This is a genomic window from Novacetimonas hansenii (genome assembly GCF_014843995.1).
In the GTDB taxonomy this organism is placed as follows: domain Bacteria; phylum Pseudomonadota; class Alphaproteobacteria; order Acetobacterales; family Acetobacteraceae; genus Novacetimonas; species Novacetimonas hansenii.
Genome location: NZ_CP062147.1, coordinates 1,641,491 through 1,658,928, shown reverse-complemented (window position 1 = coordinate 1,658,928; position 17,438 = coordinate 1,641,491). Strand labels below are relative to the sequence as shown.

The following is a 17,438-nucleotide window of genomic DNA, read 5'->3' as shown; positions in this document are numbered from 1 at the left end:
GACGACCGCACTTACTTTCGTTGTTACTTTTCCATACATCATGGGAAGGTTTAAATACAAAAAGCCCGCATCCGGGATGGATGCGGGCTTTTGCGTCATAGCAGACGCGTTGTCGCATCAGGCGACGCGACGCCCCCCGCTGCGTGGACCACCATGACCACCGGGACGACCGCCGCGACCATTGCCGCCGCCACCGCCCGAGCGACCGCCACGCCCGCGACCACCACCGCCCAGCACCGGAGGACGCATCGTGGAATTAGCCGCCGCCTCGGAATGATAGGGATGTTCCAACACGACCGGAATCTTCTTACCGATCGTCTTTTCAATATCGCGCAACCATGCACGCTGTTCTGCATCGCACAGCGAAACGGCCCAGCCATCACGCCCCGCACGCGCGGTGCGACCAATGCGGTGCACATAGCTTTCGGGAACATTCGGCAGGTCATAATTAAAGACATGCGTTACGTCATCGACATCAATGCCACGTGCGGCGATATCGGTGGCAACCAGCACCTTCACCGCGCCGGAACGGAAACCCGACATCGCACGTTCACGCGCACCCTGAGACTTGTTGCCGTGGATGGCCTCCGCCGTGATGCCATGTTCATTCAGGAACGCGGCAACCTTGTTGGCCTCATGCTTCATCAGGGTGAATACGACAGCGCGTTCAACCTTGGGCGAGTCCACCAGCAGCTTCAGCGCCTCGCGCTTGTTGCCCGTGTCCACATACATGACAGCCTGACGGATACGGTCCACCGTGCTGGACGGCGGTGTCACCTGTACCGTGGCGGGATCACGCAACAGGCCATGCGCCAGTTCGGAGATGCTCTTGGGCATCGTCGCGGAAAACAGCAGGGTCTGGCGATCGGTCGGCAGGGTGGCGACAATCTTGCGAATATCGCGGACAAAGCCCATGTCGAGCATCCGGTCAGCCTCGTCAAGGACAAGAATCTCAAGCCCGGCAAGATCGACATGCCCCTGTCCCATCAGGTCAAGCAGACGGCCCGGAGCTGCAACCAGCACATCAACGCCGCGACGCAGGGCCTCGATCTGTCGTCCCTGTCCCACGCCACCGAAGACCACGGCATGGGTGAACTTCATGTGCCGCGCATACGAAGCAAAGCTGTCCGCGATCTGTGACGCCAGTTCGCGCGTCGGCGCAAGCACCAGCGCACGCGCCCCCTTGGGGTGGGCGCGGCCCTTGCTGGTCAGCAGGTGATTGAGGATCGGCAGCGCGAAGGCCGCCGTCTTGCCAGTGCCGGTCTGCGCCAGCCCGAGCAGGTCACGCCCCTGAAGCAGATAGGGGATTGCACCAGCCTGAATCGGGGTGGGCGTGGTATAGCCTTCCTCGTTGAGGGCACGCAGCAGCGGCTCCGCAAGATGAAGATCGGCGAACGTTGTCATGAAAAGCGCCTCCTGGCGCAAGGAAATATGGCCGGAAACGTCACGACAGCATGCGCGTCCGGAAAAACCTGATGAAGGAACACAAGACCTGCCCCTGCCGGTTCGCGCGGGGCGGCCGTCTGTCGTCGCAAAGTATCAGGTGTCGGGATGTAACTGGTCCTGTCGCTTCTGTCGTGTCCCCCGCGTCAAGGACACGCGCCTACATACCAGCAACCGGGACAGGCGCGGTCCGTCCCTTGGCGCGGCTTCTATCGGTTTGTGTCCATGCCCGCAAGTTTTTTCCATTACCCCACCCTGTCGGGCGCGGTGATGGGAATGGAATTCAGGATGGGAAACGATCGGTAAGGATGACTTCGGCATCAGGCAGGGCGCCCACGCGTGGCAGTGCGTCCTGCGTGGCACGGCCGATCACGACGAACATCGCCACTACATGGTCGTGCGGCAGGTTGATCAGCTTTCCCACGGCGTCATAGTCAAATCCATCCATGGGACAGGTCTGGTATCCGCGTGCCGTCGCCGCCAGCATCAGCGTCTGTGCCGCAAGGCCCGCGCTGCGCATGGTTTCATCACGCTGCACCTGTTCACGCCCCAGGTAATAATCACGGATCATGCCCGCCATCTGGGCCTGCACCTCCGTGGGGGCGCCGTTGAAATAACGGGCCGGGTCCTTTTTCCATGCCGCCATGTCGGCACATACGACCACCAGCACGGACGCATCTGTGACCTGTGCCTGATCCCACGCCACCTTGCGCAGTTCCGCGCGCAGGGCCGGGTCCTTCACCACGACGTACCGGCAATGCTGAATGTTGAAGGCACTGGGCGCATGCCTGGCCGCATGCAGCAGCGTCGTGAGTTCGGTCTCCTCAAGGCGATAGGTAGGATCATATGCCCTTATTGCGCGACGCGTGCGGATTGCCTCGAATGTATCCATGACCTTGTTCCCTTCTGTCCTGATTTATGTCCGGGACGTCACGTTGTTCCCGATGCGCCGCGATGCGTATCCCCGCGACGCAGCAGGAACAGTGCCTGTTCCCCGAACAGGTTGGCCAACCGGATGGAACGCCGCCATGGCGCACGTTCCCCATCCTCATCCACGGCCATCCATTCCTGCACAACGTAGCCTTCGTCACGACACAAGGTCAAAAAATCCAGAATCGTGCAGGGATGGATATTGGGGGTTTCATACCATGGCGTATCCCACACCGCCGTCATCGGCATGCGTCCGCTTAGCAACAGCTTGAAGCGAAGCTGCCAGTGACCGAAATTCGGGAACGACACGATGGCATGACGCCCGATCCGCAGCATCTGGCGCAATACCTCACGAGGGCGTTCGACGGCCTGCAACGTACGCTGAAGCACCACATAATCAAACGCATCATCGGGATAGTGTTCCAGGTCATGATCGGCATCCCCATGCATGACCGGCAACCCGTGCGCGACCGAACGCGTGACCTCCTGCATGTCGATCTCGATCCCGCGCGCATCGCATCCACTGACGCGGAACAGGTAATCCAACAGCAGTCCGTCACCACTGCCGATATCAAGCACCCTCGTCCCCGGCCGGATCATCCCGGCGATCAGTTTCTGGTCAAGACGCATGGTCAGGCAATCCGCGCATATTCTGCCGCCCCGGCCACAAATCCCCGGATGGTGCGGTCAAGATCAGGTTCATCAAGCAAGAAAGCATCATGCCCCTTGTCGCTGTCGATCTCGACAAAGGAAACATTGGCCGCGACCCGGTTCAGCGCACGCGCCAGCAGCCGTGCCTGTGACGTGGGGAACAACCAGTCTGAAGAAAACGAGACAATGCAAAAGCGCGTATGCGTTCCCCGGAACGGTCGCGACAGGTCGCCTTCATACTCCGCCCCGATGTCAAAGTAATCCATGGCCCGGGTAATGGTCAGATACGAATTGGCGTCAAAACGGCGGACAAAGGTGGACCCCTGATGCCGCAGGTAGCTTTCGACCTCGAACATCTCCCCGAACAGGGAACCTGGATTGGCCCCTGTGCCCTGTGGGGCGCTGCGGACGCGTCGCCCGAATTTACGGTTCAGCGCCTCTTCGGACAGGTAGGTGATGTGCGCCATCATCCGCGCAACCGCCAACCCGCGTGCCGGGATCGCGTCATGTTCCCAGTACCGGCCACCATACCATTGCGGATCGGCGAAGATCGCCTGTCGGCTGACCTCGTTAAAGGCGATATTCTGTGCGGAATGAAAGGGCGCTGTCGCAATCGGGATCGCGGCGAACACCATTTCTGGAAAAGCAGCCGCCCATTCCAGCACCTGCATTCCCCCCATGGAACCACCAAGCACCGCGAACAGTCGGGTAATGCCCATATGGTCGATCAGCAGCTTTTGCGCCTGCACCATGTCGCGAATCGTGATAGGCGGAAAATCCGTGCCCCACGGTTCACACCGGCCATCAGGACATGGCCGCGGGGAACGCGGCCCGGTGCTCCCCATGCACCCACCAAGAACATTGATGCAGATGACGAAGAAGCGATCCGTATCAATCGGCAGGCCCGGCCCGACAAGGCGGCTCCACCATCCCGGCTTTCCCGTCAGGGGATGTGGTTCGGCCACATACTGATCCCCCGTCAGGGCATGGCAGATGAGGATCGCATTATCACGGCGGGGCGAAAGCGTGCCATAAGTGCGATAGGCCACCTCTACCGGGGCAAGGTGGAAGCCGCATTCAAGCATCAGGCCGTCGGGAAACGCCACATGCTGATGCGAAAGGTACGATGCGGAAACGGTCTGGTCCATGGTCAAGCCGGCATCCCGTCAACACGTGACATGGACAGGTCGCCATGCCCCGATCCCCTGCGAACTCAGGGTGCAGCGGTATGGCATCTGCACGCAACATGCGCAAGATTTCCATATCAGGAATGCCCCCGCCCGACAGGCAGTCGCATTTGCCCATCACAGCAGCGTGACACCGGCACTCTCAACCTTCATGACATATGACCGTTATAACGCGATGTCCTTGCTACGACCGACCTCCCACGGTCGTAGCCTTCCCCAGCAGACGGAGCATGACATCATGGCAATCAAGAAATACGGCACGGCACAGTGGACCGGTGGCCTGAAGGATGGGAAGGGAAACGTCTCGACCGAAAGCGGTGCCCTGTCCAAGCAACCCTATGGCTTCAACACCCGCTTTGAGGCCACACCCGGCACCAACCCCGAAGAACTGATCGGTGCGGCGCATGCGGCATGCTTCGCCATGGCGCTTTCCGGCGTTCTGGGCAGCAAGAACATCACGGCGGATCTGCTGGAAACCAAATCCACCGTAACGCTGGAAAAGAAGGATGACGGGTTTGCGGTGACTGCCGTGCATCTGGACCTGCATGCAACGGTGCAGGACATCGACTTCGCCGCATTCAGCGAACTGGCCAATACGGCCAAGACCGGGTGCCCGATCTCCAAACTGCTGAACGCCCCCATCACGCTTGAAATCGTGCTGGAACAGTAATTCACCAAGACGCCAAGGGTCGCCTTTATCCCCAGATAAGGCGACATCACCTGATCCCCCGTGTCGGGACCGGGCCTCATAAACGCCCTGTAGAGTTCAGCTTCCCACCTGTCCCCTGTGCCGCAGCAGGTGATCGGCCAGTACACAGGCCATCATCGCCTCGCCCACCGGCACGGCGCGGATACCGACACACGGGTCATGGCGCCCCTTTGTCATGACATCCACGTTTTCGCCCGATCGCGTGACTGACGGCACGGGGGTCAGGATCGAACTTGTCGGCTTGACGGCGAAACGCGCGATGACAGGCTGCCCCGTGGAAATCCCGCCCAGTATGCCGCCCGCATGGTTGGAGGCGAACTCCAGCATATCGTCGCGCATGCGCATCGGATCGGCATTTTCTTCCCCCGTCAGGGCAGCCGCGGCAAAACCTTCGCCGATTTCAACCCCCTTGACGGCATTGATGCTCATCAACGCCATGGCAAGATCGGAATCCAGCTTGCCATAGATCGGTGCGCCAAGCCCCGGGGGCACACCTTCGGCCACAACCTCGATCACCGCACCGATGGAAGAACCGGCCTTACGCACATCCGCCAGCAGGTCTTCCCATTGCACCAGAGCAACCGGATCAGGACAAAACAGCGGGTTGCGCGACACAAGGTCCCAGTCCCAGCGCGCGCGTTCCACCTTGTGCGCACCGACCTGCACCAGGGCCGCGCGGATACGGATCCCCTGTCCCAGCACCTTGCGCGCCACGGCGCCAGCGGCAACACGCATCGCCGTTTCCCGTGCGGACGAACGCCCCCCGCCACGATAATCACGGATGCCGTATTTGCGGTCATAGGTAACATCGGCATGGCCGGGACGGTACCGTCCGGCAATATCGCCATAATCACGCGACCGCTGATCGGTATTATGGATCACCAGGGAAATCGGCGTCCCTGTTGTCTGCCCCTCGAACACACCGGACAGGATCTCCACCCTGTCCGCTTCCTGCCGCTGTGTCGTGAATTTCGACTGCCCCGGCCTGCGGCGGTCCAGCCAGGGCTGGATGTCCGCCTCGCTCAGCGACAGGCGCGGCGGGCATCCATCAACTACGCAGCCAATCGCCGGCCCGTGGCTTTCACCCCAGGTCGTGACACGGAACATGTGTCCGAAGGTATTGTACGACATCGTGCTATGCCCTGCCGTGCTGGTGGTTTCAGCTTCCCGCGACGGTCATGTCAGGGGCCGTGGGATTTTTCATGCCCACGATATGATATCCCGAATCGACATGGTGGATTTCCCCCGTCACCCCCCCCGACAGGTCGGACAGCATGTAAAGACCCGCACCACCCACTTCCTCCAGCGAAACATTACGTTCCAGCGGGGAGTTGTACTGGTTCCATTTCAGGATATAGCGGAAGTCCCCGATGCCATTGGCCGCCAGCGTCATGACCGGCCCTGCCGAGATGCCGTTGACACGGATGCCATCGGCGCCAAGGTCCACCGCCATGTAACGGACCGAAGCCTCCAGCGCGGCCTTGGCCACGCCCATCACGTTGTAATGCGGCATGACACGCTCCGCCCCCAGATAGGTCAGGGTCAGCAGCGAACCACCAGACTTCATCAGGCGTGCGGCACGACGCGCCACCGCGGTAAAGGAATAGCATGAAATGTCGAGCGCCTTGAGGAATGCCTCACGCGGGGTGTCGACATACCGGCCCCGCAGGAACTGCTTGTCGGCCCAGCCGATCGCATGCACCACGAAATCAATCTGCCCCCATTCCTTCTCGATCGCGGCGAAGGTGGCGTCGATGGCCGCGTCATCGCTGACATCACACGGCAGGACAAGGCTTGATCCCACAGATTCAGCCAGCGGCCGCACCCGCTTGCCCAATGCCTCCCCCTGATAGGTGAAGGCCAGTTCGCCGCCCTGCTCCGCCACGGCGCGGGCGATACCCCACGCGATGGAGCGGTCGTTCGCGACGCCCATGACAAGTCCGCGCTTGCCTTTCATCAAAGAACCTGTAGCGGAGATTTTGGCCGCGGCGTCTGACATGCTACTACCCTTGGTGGTGAATGGCGTATGAAATTTCGGCATGGTGGTCGCACAAGCCGAAGCATCGGACAAGGTCCGGTGCGTGGAATTGTAGCGATTAATCCCGCCGTCGTAATTTACCTTATATTTCGATATGTTTCGTACCGGACCATGCCCCGCCTGTCATAACGTGGTCCCCAGACCGGATAAACACACATGACCACCAAGCTGATTGACCTTGATGCGGACCCTTTCGCCCTGTTCGATGCCTGGATGCGCGACGCAGTGGCGCATGAACCCAATGACCCTAACGCCATGGCGCTGACCACGGCCACACCGCAGGGACTGCCGTCGGTGCGGATGATCCTGCTCAAGGGTGCTGACCGGCGGGGGTTCGTGTTCTACACCAACCTCAACAGCCGCAAGGCGGCCGAGCTGAAGGCCAACCCCCATGCGGCCCTGCTGTTCCATTGGAAAAGCATCCGCCGCCAGATCCGTATCGAAGGCCCCGTCGAACCCGTCACCCCGGCAGAGGCTGATGCTTATTTCGCAAGCCGCAGCCGGATATCCCGCCTGGGCGCCATTGCGTCAGAACAGTCACACCCCCTGCCGGACCGGGCCGTGTTCGAAGCACGGCTGCGGAATCTGGAAGACCGTTATCCCACCGAGGATACCCAGATCCCGCGTCCCGCCAACTGGAGCGGCTTTCGCCTGGTGCCGGACAGCTTCGAATTCTGGCAGGACCGTCCCCATCGCCTGCATGACCGCGCAACATGGACCCGTACGGCCGGGACAGACTGGACCCGGCAGCGTCTTTATCCCTGAACTTGCGGCGTTCTTATCCGTTTCCTGAAAGAGTGAGTTTTATACGACACGAAAAACAGGAACGGATACGAAAGGGGCGTCCATGCACATCCGCAAGATATTGCTGCCTTTGTCCGGCGCGGAAAATGCCGGGAGCGCCCTTGCAATCGGGGTAATGTTCGCCCAGCGTTTCAACGCCCATATCGCCGGACTGCATGTCGGCAGCGACTGGCAGGAAGTCAGCCCCATGGCAGGCGAAGGCCTGTCGGGCGCCATGGTGCAGGAAATGATCGCAGCCGCCCTGCATGAAAGCGCGGGGCACCTGAAAGAGGTCCGCCAGGCATTTCATACCTTTATCGAGGGGGCTGGCCTGCCGATTGTTGCGCCGCGCTCCGCGCTTTCGACCATTCCGATGGACAGGCCAAGCGCCAGCTTCACAGCCATGGCGGGCAACATGTACACCGTTGTCGCACATCAGGCGCGGATGTCAGATATCGTCATCGTGCGCAACACCGGGGCCAGCGGACAGGTCTCCTCCTCTGACGCCCTGCATGCCACCCTGTTCGACAGCGGGCGCTGCGTTGTCGTCGCCCCCATCGAACGCCCCGTCAGCGTGGGGCGACGCATCTGCATCGCATGGAATGGCACGACAGAGGCCGCAACCGCCCTGCGTCATGCCCTGCCGTGGATTGTGGAAGCAGAGGAAGTACGCATCCTGTATAGCCGCAGCTACCAAAGGCTTGGCCCGGAAGCGCGGCACGTCAAACATTACCTGGACATCCATGGCGTGGACACGACCATGCATGAATTCCACGCAGATGGCCGCGGCGTGGGCGCCGCCCTGCTGGAGGCATGCCACGATTTCAATGCGGATATGATGGTCATGGGGGCCTACTCACACTCCCGCCTGCGCCAGATGATCCTTGGCGGTGTGACACGCCATGTGCTGGAAAACGGGAAACTATCCGTTTTCATGAGCCGTTAATGCACAGTTAAAAATAGTGCAATAAGGCACTCCAGAGCAGGATGCTTGCCATGCAGACAATGAAGAATATATATCATTCCCCTTGCATGCATGGGGATTAGTGATTAACTCCTCCCCAATTAACGATTAAATATCGTGAACTGCGGAGGGAGATCGCAAGGTGCAGGTTGATCCGTCAATTATACGATCCCTGCAGGCCGAGGGGAATACCGCACATGATGTCATGCGGATTGCCCTGACGGGTACGCTGCGTGGACGTATCGGGCTGGTGTCCTCCTTTGGTGCGGAATCCGCCGTCCTGCTGGCCCTCGCCGCCGAAATTGATCCGGCGGTCCCCGTCCTGTTCCTGCAGACCGGGCAGCATTTTCCCGAAACGCTGGAATACCGGCAGGATCTTGCACGCTTTCTTGGCCTGACCAATGTGCGCGATATCCACCCCGCCCCCACCCAGATCCAGAACCGCGACCCCGAAAGGCAATTATGGGCTTTTGACCCCGATGCGTGCTGCGCCCTGCGCAAGGTCGAACCCCTTGACGAAGCTCTTATCCCGTTTGACGGATGGATTACCGGGCGCAAACGCACACAGGCCAGCACACGCGCCAACCTGCCACTAGTGGAAAACGCCGATGACGGTCGTATCAAGATCAATCCGCTGGCCCGCTGGACACCGCGGGAACTGGATGCGGAAATGACGCGCAGGAACCTGCCGCGCCATCCGCTCAGCCTGCGCGGTTATCCCTCGATCGGCTGCGCGCCATGCACCCTGCCCGTGGGTGCGGATGCGGACCCGCGTTCCGGGCGCTGGGCGGGTCAGAACAAGACCGAATGCGGCATCCACGTCCGCAAGGCCTCCTGACCCTTACGGCAAGGGCACCCGCTTTTATGGTAAACCTGTCTTTAACCTTATCATCCCGCCACTCCTTCTTCCCCGGAAAGGAAGGTCTGTAAGTCCATGGACGATCTCGATCAGCTCGAAGCGCAGAGCATTTTCATCCTCCGCGAGGCCTATCGCAAGCTCAAGCCACTGGCGATGCTCTGGTCGCTGGGCAAGGATTCCAACGTGATGGTATGGCTTGCGCGCAAGGCTTTCCTTGGTCGCGTGCCGTTTCCGGTCATGCATGTCGATACCGGCAAGAAATTTCCCGAAATGTACCAGTTCCGCGACGAATATACCAAGAAGTGGAACCTCGACCTGCTGCTTGGCGACTGCCCGGCCGTGGAAGAGATCGACCCGACCCTGCCGCCTGCCGCACGGTCCGCCGCGCGCAAGACGGCCGGCCTTGCCGCGATGATCGAAAAGCACAAGCTTGCAGGCGTCATCGCAGGTATCCGCCGCGATGAACAGGCCACCCGAGCGAAAGAACGCGTCTTCAGCCCCCGTGGTGCAGGCCACAAATGGGATGTGCGCAACCAGCCCCCCGAATTCTGGGACCAGTATGCAACCCCGCATGAAGCGGGCATGCATATCCGTGTCCATCCCCTGCTGTCATGGCGTGAGATCGACATCTGGCGTTATATTGAGCGCGAGGGCATTCCGCTGGTTGACCTGTATTTCGCCAAGGACGGCAAGCGTTATCGCTCCCTTGGGGATCAGGACATCACCAGCCCGGTGGAAAGCAATGCCAGCACCGTGGCCGAAGTGATTGCCGAACTGGAAACCTCGCGCACGTCGGAACGGGCGGGCCGCGCAATGGACCATGAATCCGAAGATGCGTTCGAGCGTCTTCGCGTTGCCGGTTATCTGTGAACGTCGGGCCGAGCGGAGTATCAAGGACATGAATACGATTTCCCCTCCCGCCTCGCAGGAGGCAGCGACACCGATCGTCATCGTCGGGCATGTGGATCATGGCAAATCCACCCTGATCGGGCGGCTGCTTTACGACACTGACAGCCTGCCTGACGGACGTGTGGCGCAGATCATTGAATCCAGCACCAAGCGTGGCCTGGCGGTTGAATGGAGCTTCCTGCTCGACAGCCTGCAGATCGAGCGTGATCAGGGTGTGACAGTCGATTCCACGCGCATTCCCTTCCGTCTGGGACACAGGCAGTTCGTCATTGTGGACGCACCGGGCCACCGGCAGTTCCTGCGCAACATGATCACGGGCGCCGCCGATGCCGAAGCGGCCGTGCTGGTGATTGACGCCGCCGAAGGCGCACAGGAACAGACCCGCCGCCATGCGATGCTGCTGCGCCTGATCGGCATCCGCCACGTGATCGTCCTGATGAACAAGGTCGATCTGCTGGATTATGACGAAGCGAAAATCACCGCCTCGGAAAAGAGCGTGGCCGCCCTGCTCAAGCAGTTGGAGATTGAACCGACCCTGTTCGTGCCGGCCTCCGCGCGCGAAGGCGACAATATCGCATCGCGTTCGGAACGGATGGCCTGGTACAAAGGCCCCACCCTGACCGAGGCCCTGGCCCTTGTCCCGTCGCCTTCGTCACGTGCCGACCTGCCGCTGCGCCTGCCGGTGCAGGACGTCTACCGCTTTGATACGCAACGCGTTGTTGTTGGCCGTATCGAACGCGGCAGCATCCATATCGGTGACAGCGTGGTGATCGGACGCCATGGCACGGTGGCCCGCGTTGCCACCATCGAAAGCTGGCATACCGCGCCACAGACCACTGCCATCGCGGGACAATCGGTGGCCATCACGCTGGAACCCGATGTGATCCCCGATCGCGGCGACCTCCTGTTCCCGCCTGACGAAGCCCCGTTGAGCAGCGCGCGCGTGCGTGCGCGCCTGTTCTGGCTGCGTCAGGAACCGTTGCGTGTGGGGGAAAGCTTCCGCCTGCGCCTGGCGACGGCGGAACATCAGGTAACGGTCGCATCCATTGATTCCGTCGTGCGGCTGGAGGACCTGACCGAACATCCTGCCGATATCGTCCCGCCCGAAGGCTTTGCCGAAATCACGCTGGCGGTGTCCGAAACGATGCAGTTCGATCCCTTCGTGCCGGGAACGGCGGACGGGCGTGGCGTACTGGTGGACCGCAACCAGCAGATCGTCGGCGGTGTGCCGCTGATCGGTGTTGCGGACATCGCCGCCGGGACAAGGGCAATCCACCCGACCGGCAGCACGGTATCGACATGGGACCGCGCCCAGGCCAAGGGGCATCGTGGTGGCGTGTTCTGGATGACCGGCCTGCCTGGTGCGGGCAAGAGCACGATCGCCCGTGCGGCGGAAATGCAGCTTTTCTCACGCGGGGTCGATGTTTCGGTTCTGGATGGGGATACGCTGCGCGCGGGCCTGTGTTCGGACCTTGGCTTCAGCGAAGCGGACCGGCGCGAGAATGTCCGTCGCGCGGCGGCCGTGGCGCGTATCCTGGCCGACAGTGGGCAGGTCGTGCTGGTTGCCCTGATCTCTCCCACCCTTGCGGATCGCGAATGCGCACGCCAGATCGTGGGGGACGGGTTCCATGAGGTGTTCATCGACACCCCACGGGAAACCTGTGAGACACGTGATCCGAAGGGACTTTACGCAGCGGCCCGCGCGGGAAAGATTACCGGCTTTACCGGGATTGATGCCCCGTATGAGGCCCCCGATAAACCGGCACTGCGTCTGGTGACAGAAAAGCGCGACCCGTCCGAGAGCGCACGTGACCTTGTCACGTTCATCACCCAGACGACCGCGCTGACGCAGCCCACTTCCGGCAACGCCTGAGGGATGGGGCGGACGGGGCGGATGGGCACCTTCCACCGCCCTGCCCGCCCCTTTGCGGGATGGTCCGTCACCATGGTCATGCCGGTCGATATATCTGGATTTATGCGTAAATATAAAATATACACACATAACTGTATGAATTAAGCATGCCTCCATCCATAAGGGTGGAATATGCCGCCTGCCTCGCCTGAAAGGGATTGACCAGAAGTGGATGTCAGGAACAACCGCCGCACAACAGCAGGCTCAAGCGTCATCACGGCCAATCGCCTGCTTGATGGGCGGATCGTCTGGCTGACGGATCAGGGAACATGGTCCGTGGATATTGCCTGCGCCGCGACATGGCCGAACGACCGGATTGAAACCGTAATCGCCGATACCGCCCGCCACCAGCAGGATCAGGGCGTCGTGGGCGTTTACGGCGTACAGCTTGCGGATCAGGCGGCGGGGATCACCCCGCTTACGGTGCGGGAACGCATTCGCGCCTTTGGCCCCACCGTGCATCCACACTTCGTCCCCTCACATGAGGATACCCCCCATGCCTGACACAGCCCTGGCCCCAGCCGTTGGCCGTTATGCCTATGACCAGGTGGACCGCACGTTCCTGCGTGAACGGGTGGAGCAGTTCCGCGACCAGGTGGCGCGCCGTATCGCTGGCGACCTGACCGAGGACCAGTTCAAGCCATTGCGATTGATGAACGGCCTGTACCTGCAACTGCACGCCTATATGCTGCGTGTGGCTATCCCTTATGGCATGCTTGGTGCGGCGCAGATGCGCGAACTGGCGCAGATTGCGCGCACCTATGACCGGGATTACGGGCATTTCACCACCCGGCAGAACCTGCAGTTCAACTGGATACGTCTGGAGGATACACCCGATATCCTTGCCCGACTGGCGGCTGTGGACATGCATGCCATCCAGACCAGCGGCAACTGCATCCGTAACGTGACATGCGACGAATTCGCGGGGGCTGCGGCGGACGAGGTTCTGGACCCGCGCATCCATGCGGAAATCCTGCGCCAGTGGTCCACCCTGCACCCGGAATTTTCCTTCCTGCCGCGTAAGTTCAAGTTCGCCATCACCGGCAGCCCCCATGACCGGGTGGCGGCACGTTTCCACGATGTCGGCCTGATCGCCCGCCCCGGCGATGACGGTCGCGCGGTGTTCGATGTATATGTCGGTGGCGGGCTGGGACGCACGCCGGTCATTGGCGTCCTGCTGCATGATGGCCTGCCGGAAGAGGATCTCCTTGCATGGCTGGAGGCGATCGTGCGTGTCTATAACGCGCACGGGCGTCGGGATAACATGTACAAGGCCCGCATAAAGATCCTTGTGCAGGCCCTTGGGATCGAGCGTTTTCGTGAAGAGGTCGAAGCCGAATTCGCACGGATGGACCGGGCGCGCTATCGGCTGGACCCCGCCATTGTCACGGGCATTCGCGCACGTTTCGCCGTGCCCGACCTGCATGCCCCCGCCGATGCGGCACAGAAATTGCAGGCCAGTCGTGCCAGTACTCCCGCCTTTGACCGCTGGGTGCGCACCAACACGCATCCGCACAGGGTCGCCGGTTTCATCTCTGCGGTCATTTCGCTCAAACCCGATGGCGGAATTCCCGGTGACGCCACGGCGGATCAGATGGATATCATCGCCGGGCTTGCCGAACGTTACAGCTTTGGCGAAATCCGCATTACCCACATGCAAAATGTCGTGCTGGGCCATGTGCGGCAGGACCAGTTACAGGCGCTGTGGCAGGAACTCGCATCGGCGGGACTGGCAACGCCGAACATCGGCCTTGTGGGGGACATCATCGCCTGCCCGGGACTGGATTACTGCTCCCTGGCGAATGCGCGCTCCATTCCCATTGCACAAAAGCTCAGCGCACGCTTTGCCGATCCCGGCCTGCAGGAACGCATCGGCGCATTGCGCATCAATATCTCCGGCTGCATCAATGCCTGCGGGCATCACCATGCGGGCCATATCGGCATCCTTGGCGTGGACAAGCGCGGGGAGGAATATTTCCAGCTTACGCTGGGCGGGTCGGGTGAAAATGATGCCGCCATTGGCCAGATCATCGGCCCGGCCCTGCCAGAGGACGAAACCGTGGACGCCATCGCGGCGCTGATTGATGCGTATCTGGTGCATCGACACGACGGCGAACGGTTTGTTGATACCTATCGGCGGCTTGGCGCTGCCGTCTTCAAGGATGCTGTCTATGCCCCTGCTTGAAAATGGCCGGATCGTCGCAGATGACTGGGTACATGTCCCTGATGATGCCCCCTGTCCTGCCGACGGGGCGGTCATCGTATCATTCGCCCGGGTGGAAGAAGCACTGGCGCGCCCTGGTGCCGCACCAGTGGGCGTACGCCTGAATCCCGACACGGATGTGGCGACCCTGAACACCGTGCTGCCGCGCCTTGGGCTGGTCAATGTGGACTTTCCGGGCTTTCGCGATGGACGCGCCTTTACCCAGGCCCGCGCCCTGCGTGAGCATCTGCACTTCACCAAAGAAATCCGCGCAACGGGGCATGCCCTGCCTGACCAGTACGAATTTATGCTGCGCTGTGGCATCACTACGGTCGAAATCGCTGAAAATGCCGACCCCTCCGTATGGGAAAAGGCGCATACACGCTTTACCGTGGCGTATCAGCCTTCCGTCCTGAACGAAAAGTCGCAGGGATTTGGCCTGCGCCGCTTTCTTGATGCCTGAAGGAATGCCGGGGTAAAGAGCACACCAGCTTGCACTTTCGCCCCGGCATCCCCCATGCTACCGCAAGAACATGCAAACGCATGTACCGCAACCGTGCAGCCTGACATTCCGCGACAGGATATGCGGCCACCTGTCATTCGCCGCGTGGGCGGGGGTGGCGACGATGCTTGCCCCCATATTGCGTATCCATCTTGCGCGGCGCGTTCGCAGGGGCAAGGAAATCGCCGCGCGCGTGGGCGAACGGCAGGGGATCGCAACCCGCCCGCGCCCTGACGGGCCGTTATTATGGCTGCATGCTGTCAGCGTGGGTGAAACCCTCTCCATACTCCCCGTCATCGCTGCATTACACCATGACCGGCCGGACCTGCATTTCCTTGTCACCACGGCCACCACCACGTCAGCAGCCCTGCTGTCCCAACGCATGCACGGACTGCCCCATGGGGGACGGATCATCCATCAGTTCGTACCGCTGGACGTACCCGCGTGGATGCGTCGGTTCGTGCGCCATTGGCACCCCGACGCCGCAATACTTACGGAAAGCGAGTTATGGCCGAACATGACAGCGGCCTGCCTGCATGACCATGTCCCCGTACTCCTGATAAACGGGCGCATGTCCGATCGATCCTTCGCCATGTGGCGACGCCTGCCCTGCCTGATCGGCGCCATGTTACGCAGGCTGACATGGGCATGCGCCCGTTCGGCAGAGGATGCACAACGTTTCCATATCTTGGGACGCGACACCATCACGGTGCTTGGCGACCTCAAGGACGCAGCCCCGCCCCCACAGGCAGACACGGACCTTGCGCTGCTGCGACGCCAGATTGGCCAGCGTCTCGTCTGGATCGCGGCCTCCACGCATCCAGGCGAAGAGGAAATCATCCTGCATGCAGCCTCCCTGGCGCGCGAGCATGTTACAAACCTGCTGACGATCCTGATACCACGCCATCCCGAACGCGGGGCAGCCGTGATGCAAATGGTGCGGCAAGACATCCCGCGTCGCGCCCTGGGGCAGGTTCCCGGCGAACAGGACAGCATATGGATATGCGACACCATGGGGGAGATGGGCCTGTTTTACGCACTGCATTGCCCGGTCCTGATGGGGAACAGCCTGCTGCCTGCCCCACAGGGGGGTGGCCACAACCCGATGGAGCCAGCACGCCTTGGCAACGCATTGGCAAGCGGCCCGTCGATCGCCAATTTCCGGCAGGCGTTCATGACGCTGGGCGCGGCCGTGACATATGTGACCAATGCGCATGAACTGGCGCATTGGGTGGTGGACATGCTTTCCCACCAGAACAGGTTGCGCGACGCCATCAGGGCAAGCCAGTGCGTGGCAGCCAATGATACGCAGGTCGCCCGACGTGTCGCCACAGGGATCATAAAGGCGGTGTATCACTGATGCGCGCTCCACGCTTTTGGGACTGGCGGGCCGGGGGGCACGATTTTCCGGCAGGGCTGCTTTCCCCTGCGTCATGGCTCTATGCTGCCATTGGCACCCTGCGTCAGCGCCGCCACCCATGGTGCGCACCGGTGCCCGTCCTGTGTTGCGGCAACCTGACGGTAGGGGGAACCGGCAAGACGACAGTAGCACTGGACCTTGGACGCCGACTTGTTACCCGTCATCGCCGGGTTGCATTCCTGACACGGGGATATGGGGGCGACATACGCCATTCCGTGCGGGTACAGGCCGGGATGCATACGGCACGCGATGTGGGCGACGAAGCCATGCTGCTGGCACAGGTGGCCCCGTGCTATGTCGGGGCGGACAGGACACAGACCGCACGCCTTGCGATCGCGGACGGGGCTGATTGCCTGATTATGGATGACGGGCTGCAAAATCCCGGCCTGCGGCGTGATTTTTCCATCGTGGTGGTGGATGGCCATCAGGGATTCGGTAATGGACGCGTGCTTCCGGCCGGACCATTGCGTGAACCCGTATCGTCCGGCCTGTCACGCGCGCAGGCTGTGCTGCTGATCGGTGAGGACCGGACCGGCGTGCTCGGCAACCTTGCCCCCCACCTGCCGTGCCATCATGCGACATTGCAGCAGGAAAGAAGCAATCTGCCTGCGGGCTGCCATGTCGTGGCATTCGCGGGAATCGGACGGCCTTCCAAATTCTTCGACGGGATACGCCGCCTGGGCCTTGATATGCGACAGAGCGTCGCCTTTGCCGACCACCACCCCTATCACCCTGCCGAACTGGCACAATTATTGAAGACCGCACACGCGATGAACGCCCGACTGGTTACGACGCCCAAGGATTTTGTCCGCCTGCCCCCCGATTTTCAGGCAAAGGTCACAGCCATCGGGGTTTCACTCTGCTGGACCGACCCACAGGTGCCCGAACGCCTGCTGGATACCTGGTTGCGAAAGGCCGGGCAGTGACC

17 protein-coding genes are annotated in these 17,438 nt (G+C 61.4%); 11 read left to right on the top strand and 6 right to left on the bottom strand.

Annotated features, from left to right (window positions below; all coding sequences use genetic code 11):
* Nucleotides 1–117 precede the first annotated feature (117 nt).
* From IFJ82_RS07310 to metX, 4 genes are all read right to left on the bottom strand, one after another.
* On the bottom strand, nucleotides 118–1,404 hold the full coding sequence (locus IFJ82_RS07310; RefSeq protein ID WP_075632668.1) for a DEAD/DEAH box helicase: 1,287 nt from the start codon (nucleotides 1,402–1,404) through the stop codon (nucleotides 118–120).
* A gap of 322 nt (nucleotides 1,405–1,726) precedes the next feature.
* Nucleotides 1,727–2,335 (bottom strand): nitroreductase family protein, encoded by a 609-nt coding sequence (locus IFJ82_RS07305; RefSeq protein ID WP_003620272.1) that lies wholly within the window; start codon nucleotides 2,333–2,335, stop codon nucleotides 1,727–1,729.
* Nucleotides 2,336–2,373: 38 nt separating this feature from the next.
* Complete coding sequence (metW, locus tag IFJ82_RS07300) at nucleotides 2,374–3,003, bottom strand: methionine biosynthesis protein MetW (protein ID WP_003620274.1); 630 nt, start codon at nucleotides 3,001–3,003, stop codon at nucleotides 2,374–2,376.
* Nucleotides 3,004–3,005: 2 nt separating this feature from the next.
* A complete protein-coding gene (gene metX, locus IFJ82_RS07295) occupies nucleotides 3,006–4,172 on the bottom strand; it encodes a homoserine O-acetyltransferase MetX (RefSeq protein ID WP_062808972.1) in 1,167 nt (388 codons plus the stop codon).
* Nucleotides 4,173–4,449: 277 nt separating this feature from the next.
* Here metX and IFJ82_RS07290 point away from each other — a divergent pair, with 277 nt between their 5' ends.
* Nucleotides 4,450–4,881 carry an OsmC family peroxiredoxin gene (locus IFJ82_RS07290; protein ID WP_075624761.1) on the top strand — a complete coding sequence of 144 codons (432 nt, stop codon included), beginning with the start codon at nucleotides 4,450–4,452 and terminating at the stop codon, nucleotides 4,879–4,881.
* A gap of 96 nt (nucleotides 4,882–4,977) precedes the next feature.
* Here IFJ82_RS07290 and aroC read toward each other — a convergent pair whose 3' ends face one another.
* Together aroC and fabI are read right to left on the bottom strand one after the other, a co-directional pair.
* A complete protein-coding gene (gene aroC, locus IFJ82_RS07285) occupies nucleotides 4,978–6,051 on the bottom strand; it encodes a chorismate synthase (protein WP_075595267.1) in 1,074 nt (357 codons plus the stop codon).
* Between the two features lie 28 nt (nucleotides 6,052–6,079).
* Nucleotides 6,080–6,919: an enoyl-ACP reductase FabI gene (gene fabI / locus IFJ82_RS07280; protein WP_075595268.1), complete on the bottom strand. Its 840-nt coding sequence runs from the start codon at nucleotides 6,917–6,919 to the stop codon at nucleotides 6,080–6,082.
* 195 nt (nucleotides 6,920–7,114) lie between these two features.
* Here fabI and pdxH point away from each other — a divergent pair, with 195 nt between their 5' ends.
* From pdxH to lpxK, 10 genes are all read left to right on the top strand, one after another.
* Entirely contained in the window at nucleotides 7,115–7,723 is a 609-nt protein-coding gene (gene pdxH / locus IFJ82_RS07275; RefSeq protein ID WP_192266128.1) for a pyridoxamine 5'-phosphate oxidase, read from the top strand.
* 82 nt (nucleotides 7,724–7,805) lie between these two features.
* Nucleotides 7,806–8,687, top strand: coding sequence for a universal stress protein (locus IFJ82_RS07270; RefSeq protein WP_003620280.1), 882 nt, complete (start codon nucleotides 7,806–7,808; stop codon nucleotides 8,685–8,687).
* A 160-nt stretch (nucleotides 8,688–8,847) separates the two neighbouring features.
* Entirely contained in the window at nucleotides 8,848–9,543 is a 696-nt protein-coding gene (locus IFJ82_RS07265; protein WP_192266126.1) for a phosphoadenylyl-sulfate reductase, read from the top strand.
* A 96-nt stretch (nucleotides 9,544–9,639) separates the two neighbouring features.
* On the top strand, nucleotides 9,640–10,434 hold the full coding sequence (cysD, locus tag IFJ82_RS07260; RefSeq protein WP_003620283.1) for a sulfate adenylyltransferase subunit CysD: 795 nt from the start codon (nucleotides 9,640–9,642) through the stop codon (nucleotides 10,432–10,434).
* 28 nt (nucleotides 10,435–10,462) lie between these two features.
* On the top strand, nucleotides 10,463–12,346 hold the full coding sequence (gene cysC / locus IFJ82_RS07255; protein WP_040510829.1) for an adenylyl-sulfate kinase: 1,884 nt from the start codon (nucleotides 10,463–10,465) through the stop codon (nucleotides 12,344–12,346).
* Between the two features lie 207 nt (nucleotides 12,347–12,553).
* Complete coding sequence (locus IFJ82_RS07250) at nucleotides 12,554–12,889, top strand: DUF2849 domain-containing protein (RefSeq protein ID WP_003620288.1); 336 nt, start codon at nucleotides 12,554–12,556, stop codon at nucleotides 12,887–12,889.
* Entirely contained in the window at nucleotides 12,882–14,570 is a 1,689-nt protein-coding gene (locus IFJ82_RS07245; RefSeq protein WP_003620289.1) for a nitrite/sulfite reductase, read from the top strand. Before IFJ82_RS07250 ends, IFJ82_RS07245 begins: the two co-directional genes overlap by 8 nt.
* Nucleotides 14,557–15,051, top strand: coding sequence for a DUF934 domain-containing protein (locus tag IFJ82_RS07240; RefSeq protein WP_062808975.1), 495 nt, complete (start codon nucleotides 14,557–14,559; stop codon nucleotides 15,049–15,051). Before IFJ82_RS07245 ends, IFJ82_RS07240 begins: the two co-directional genes overlap by 14 nt.
* Before the next feature lie 70 nt (nucleotides 15,052–15,121).
* Nucleotides 15,122–16,450 carry a 3-deoxy-D-manno-octulosonic acid transferase gene (locus IFJ82_RS07235; RefSeq protein ID WP_192266124.1) on the top strand — a complete coding sequence of 443 codons (1,329 nt, stop codon included), beginning with the start codon at nucleotides 15,122–15,124 and terminating at the stop codon, nucleotides 16,448–16,450.
* Complete coding sequence (gene lpxK, locus IFJ82_RS07230; RefSeq protein WP_192266122.1) at nucleotides 16,450–17,436, top strand: tetraacyldisaccharide 4'-kinase; 987 nt, start codon at nucleotides 16,450–16,452, stop codon at nucleotides 17,434–17,436. Before IFJ82_RS07235 ends, lpxK begins: the two co-directional genes overlap by 1 nt.
* Nucleotides 17,437–17,438: the final 2 nt, after the last annotated feature.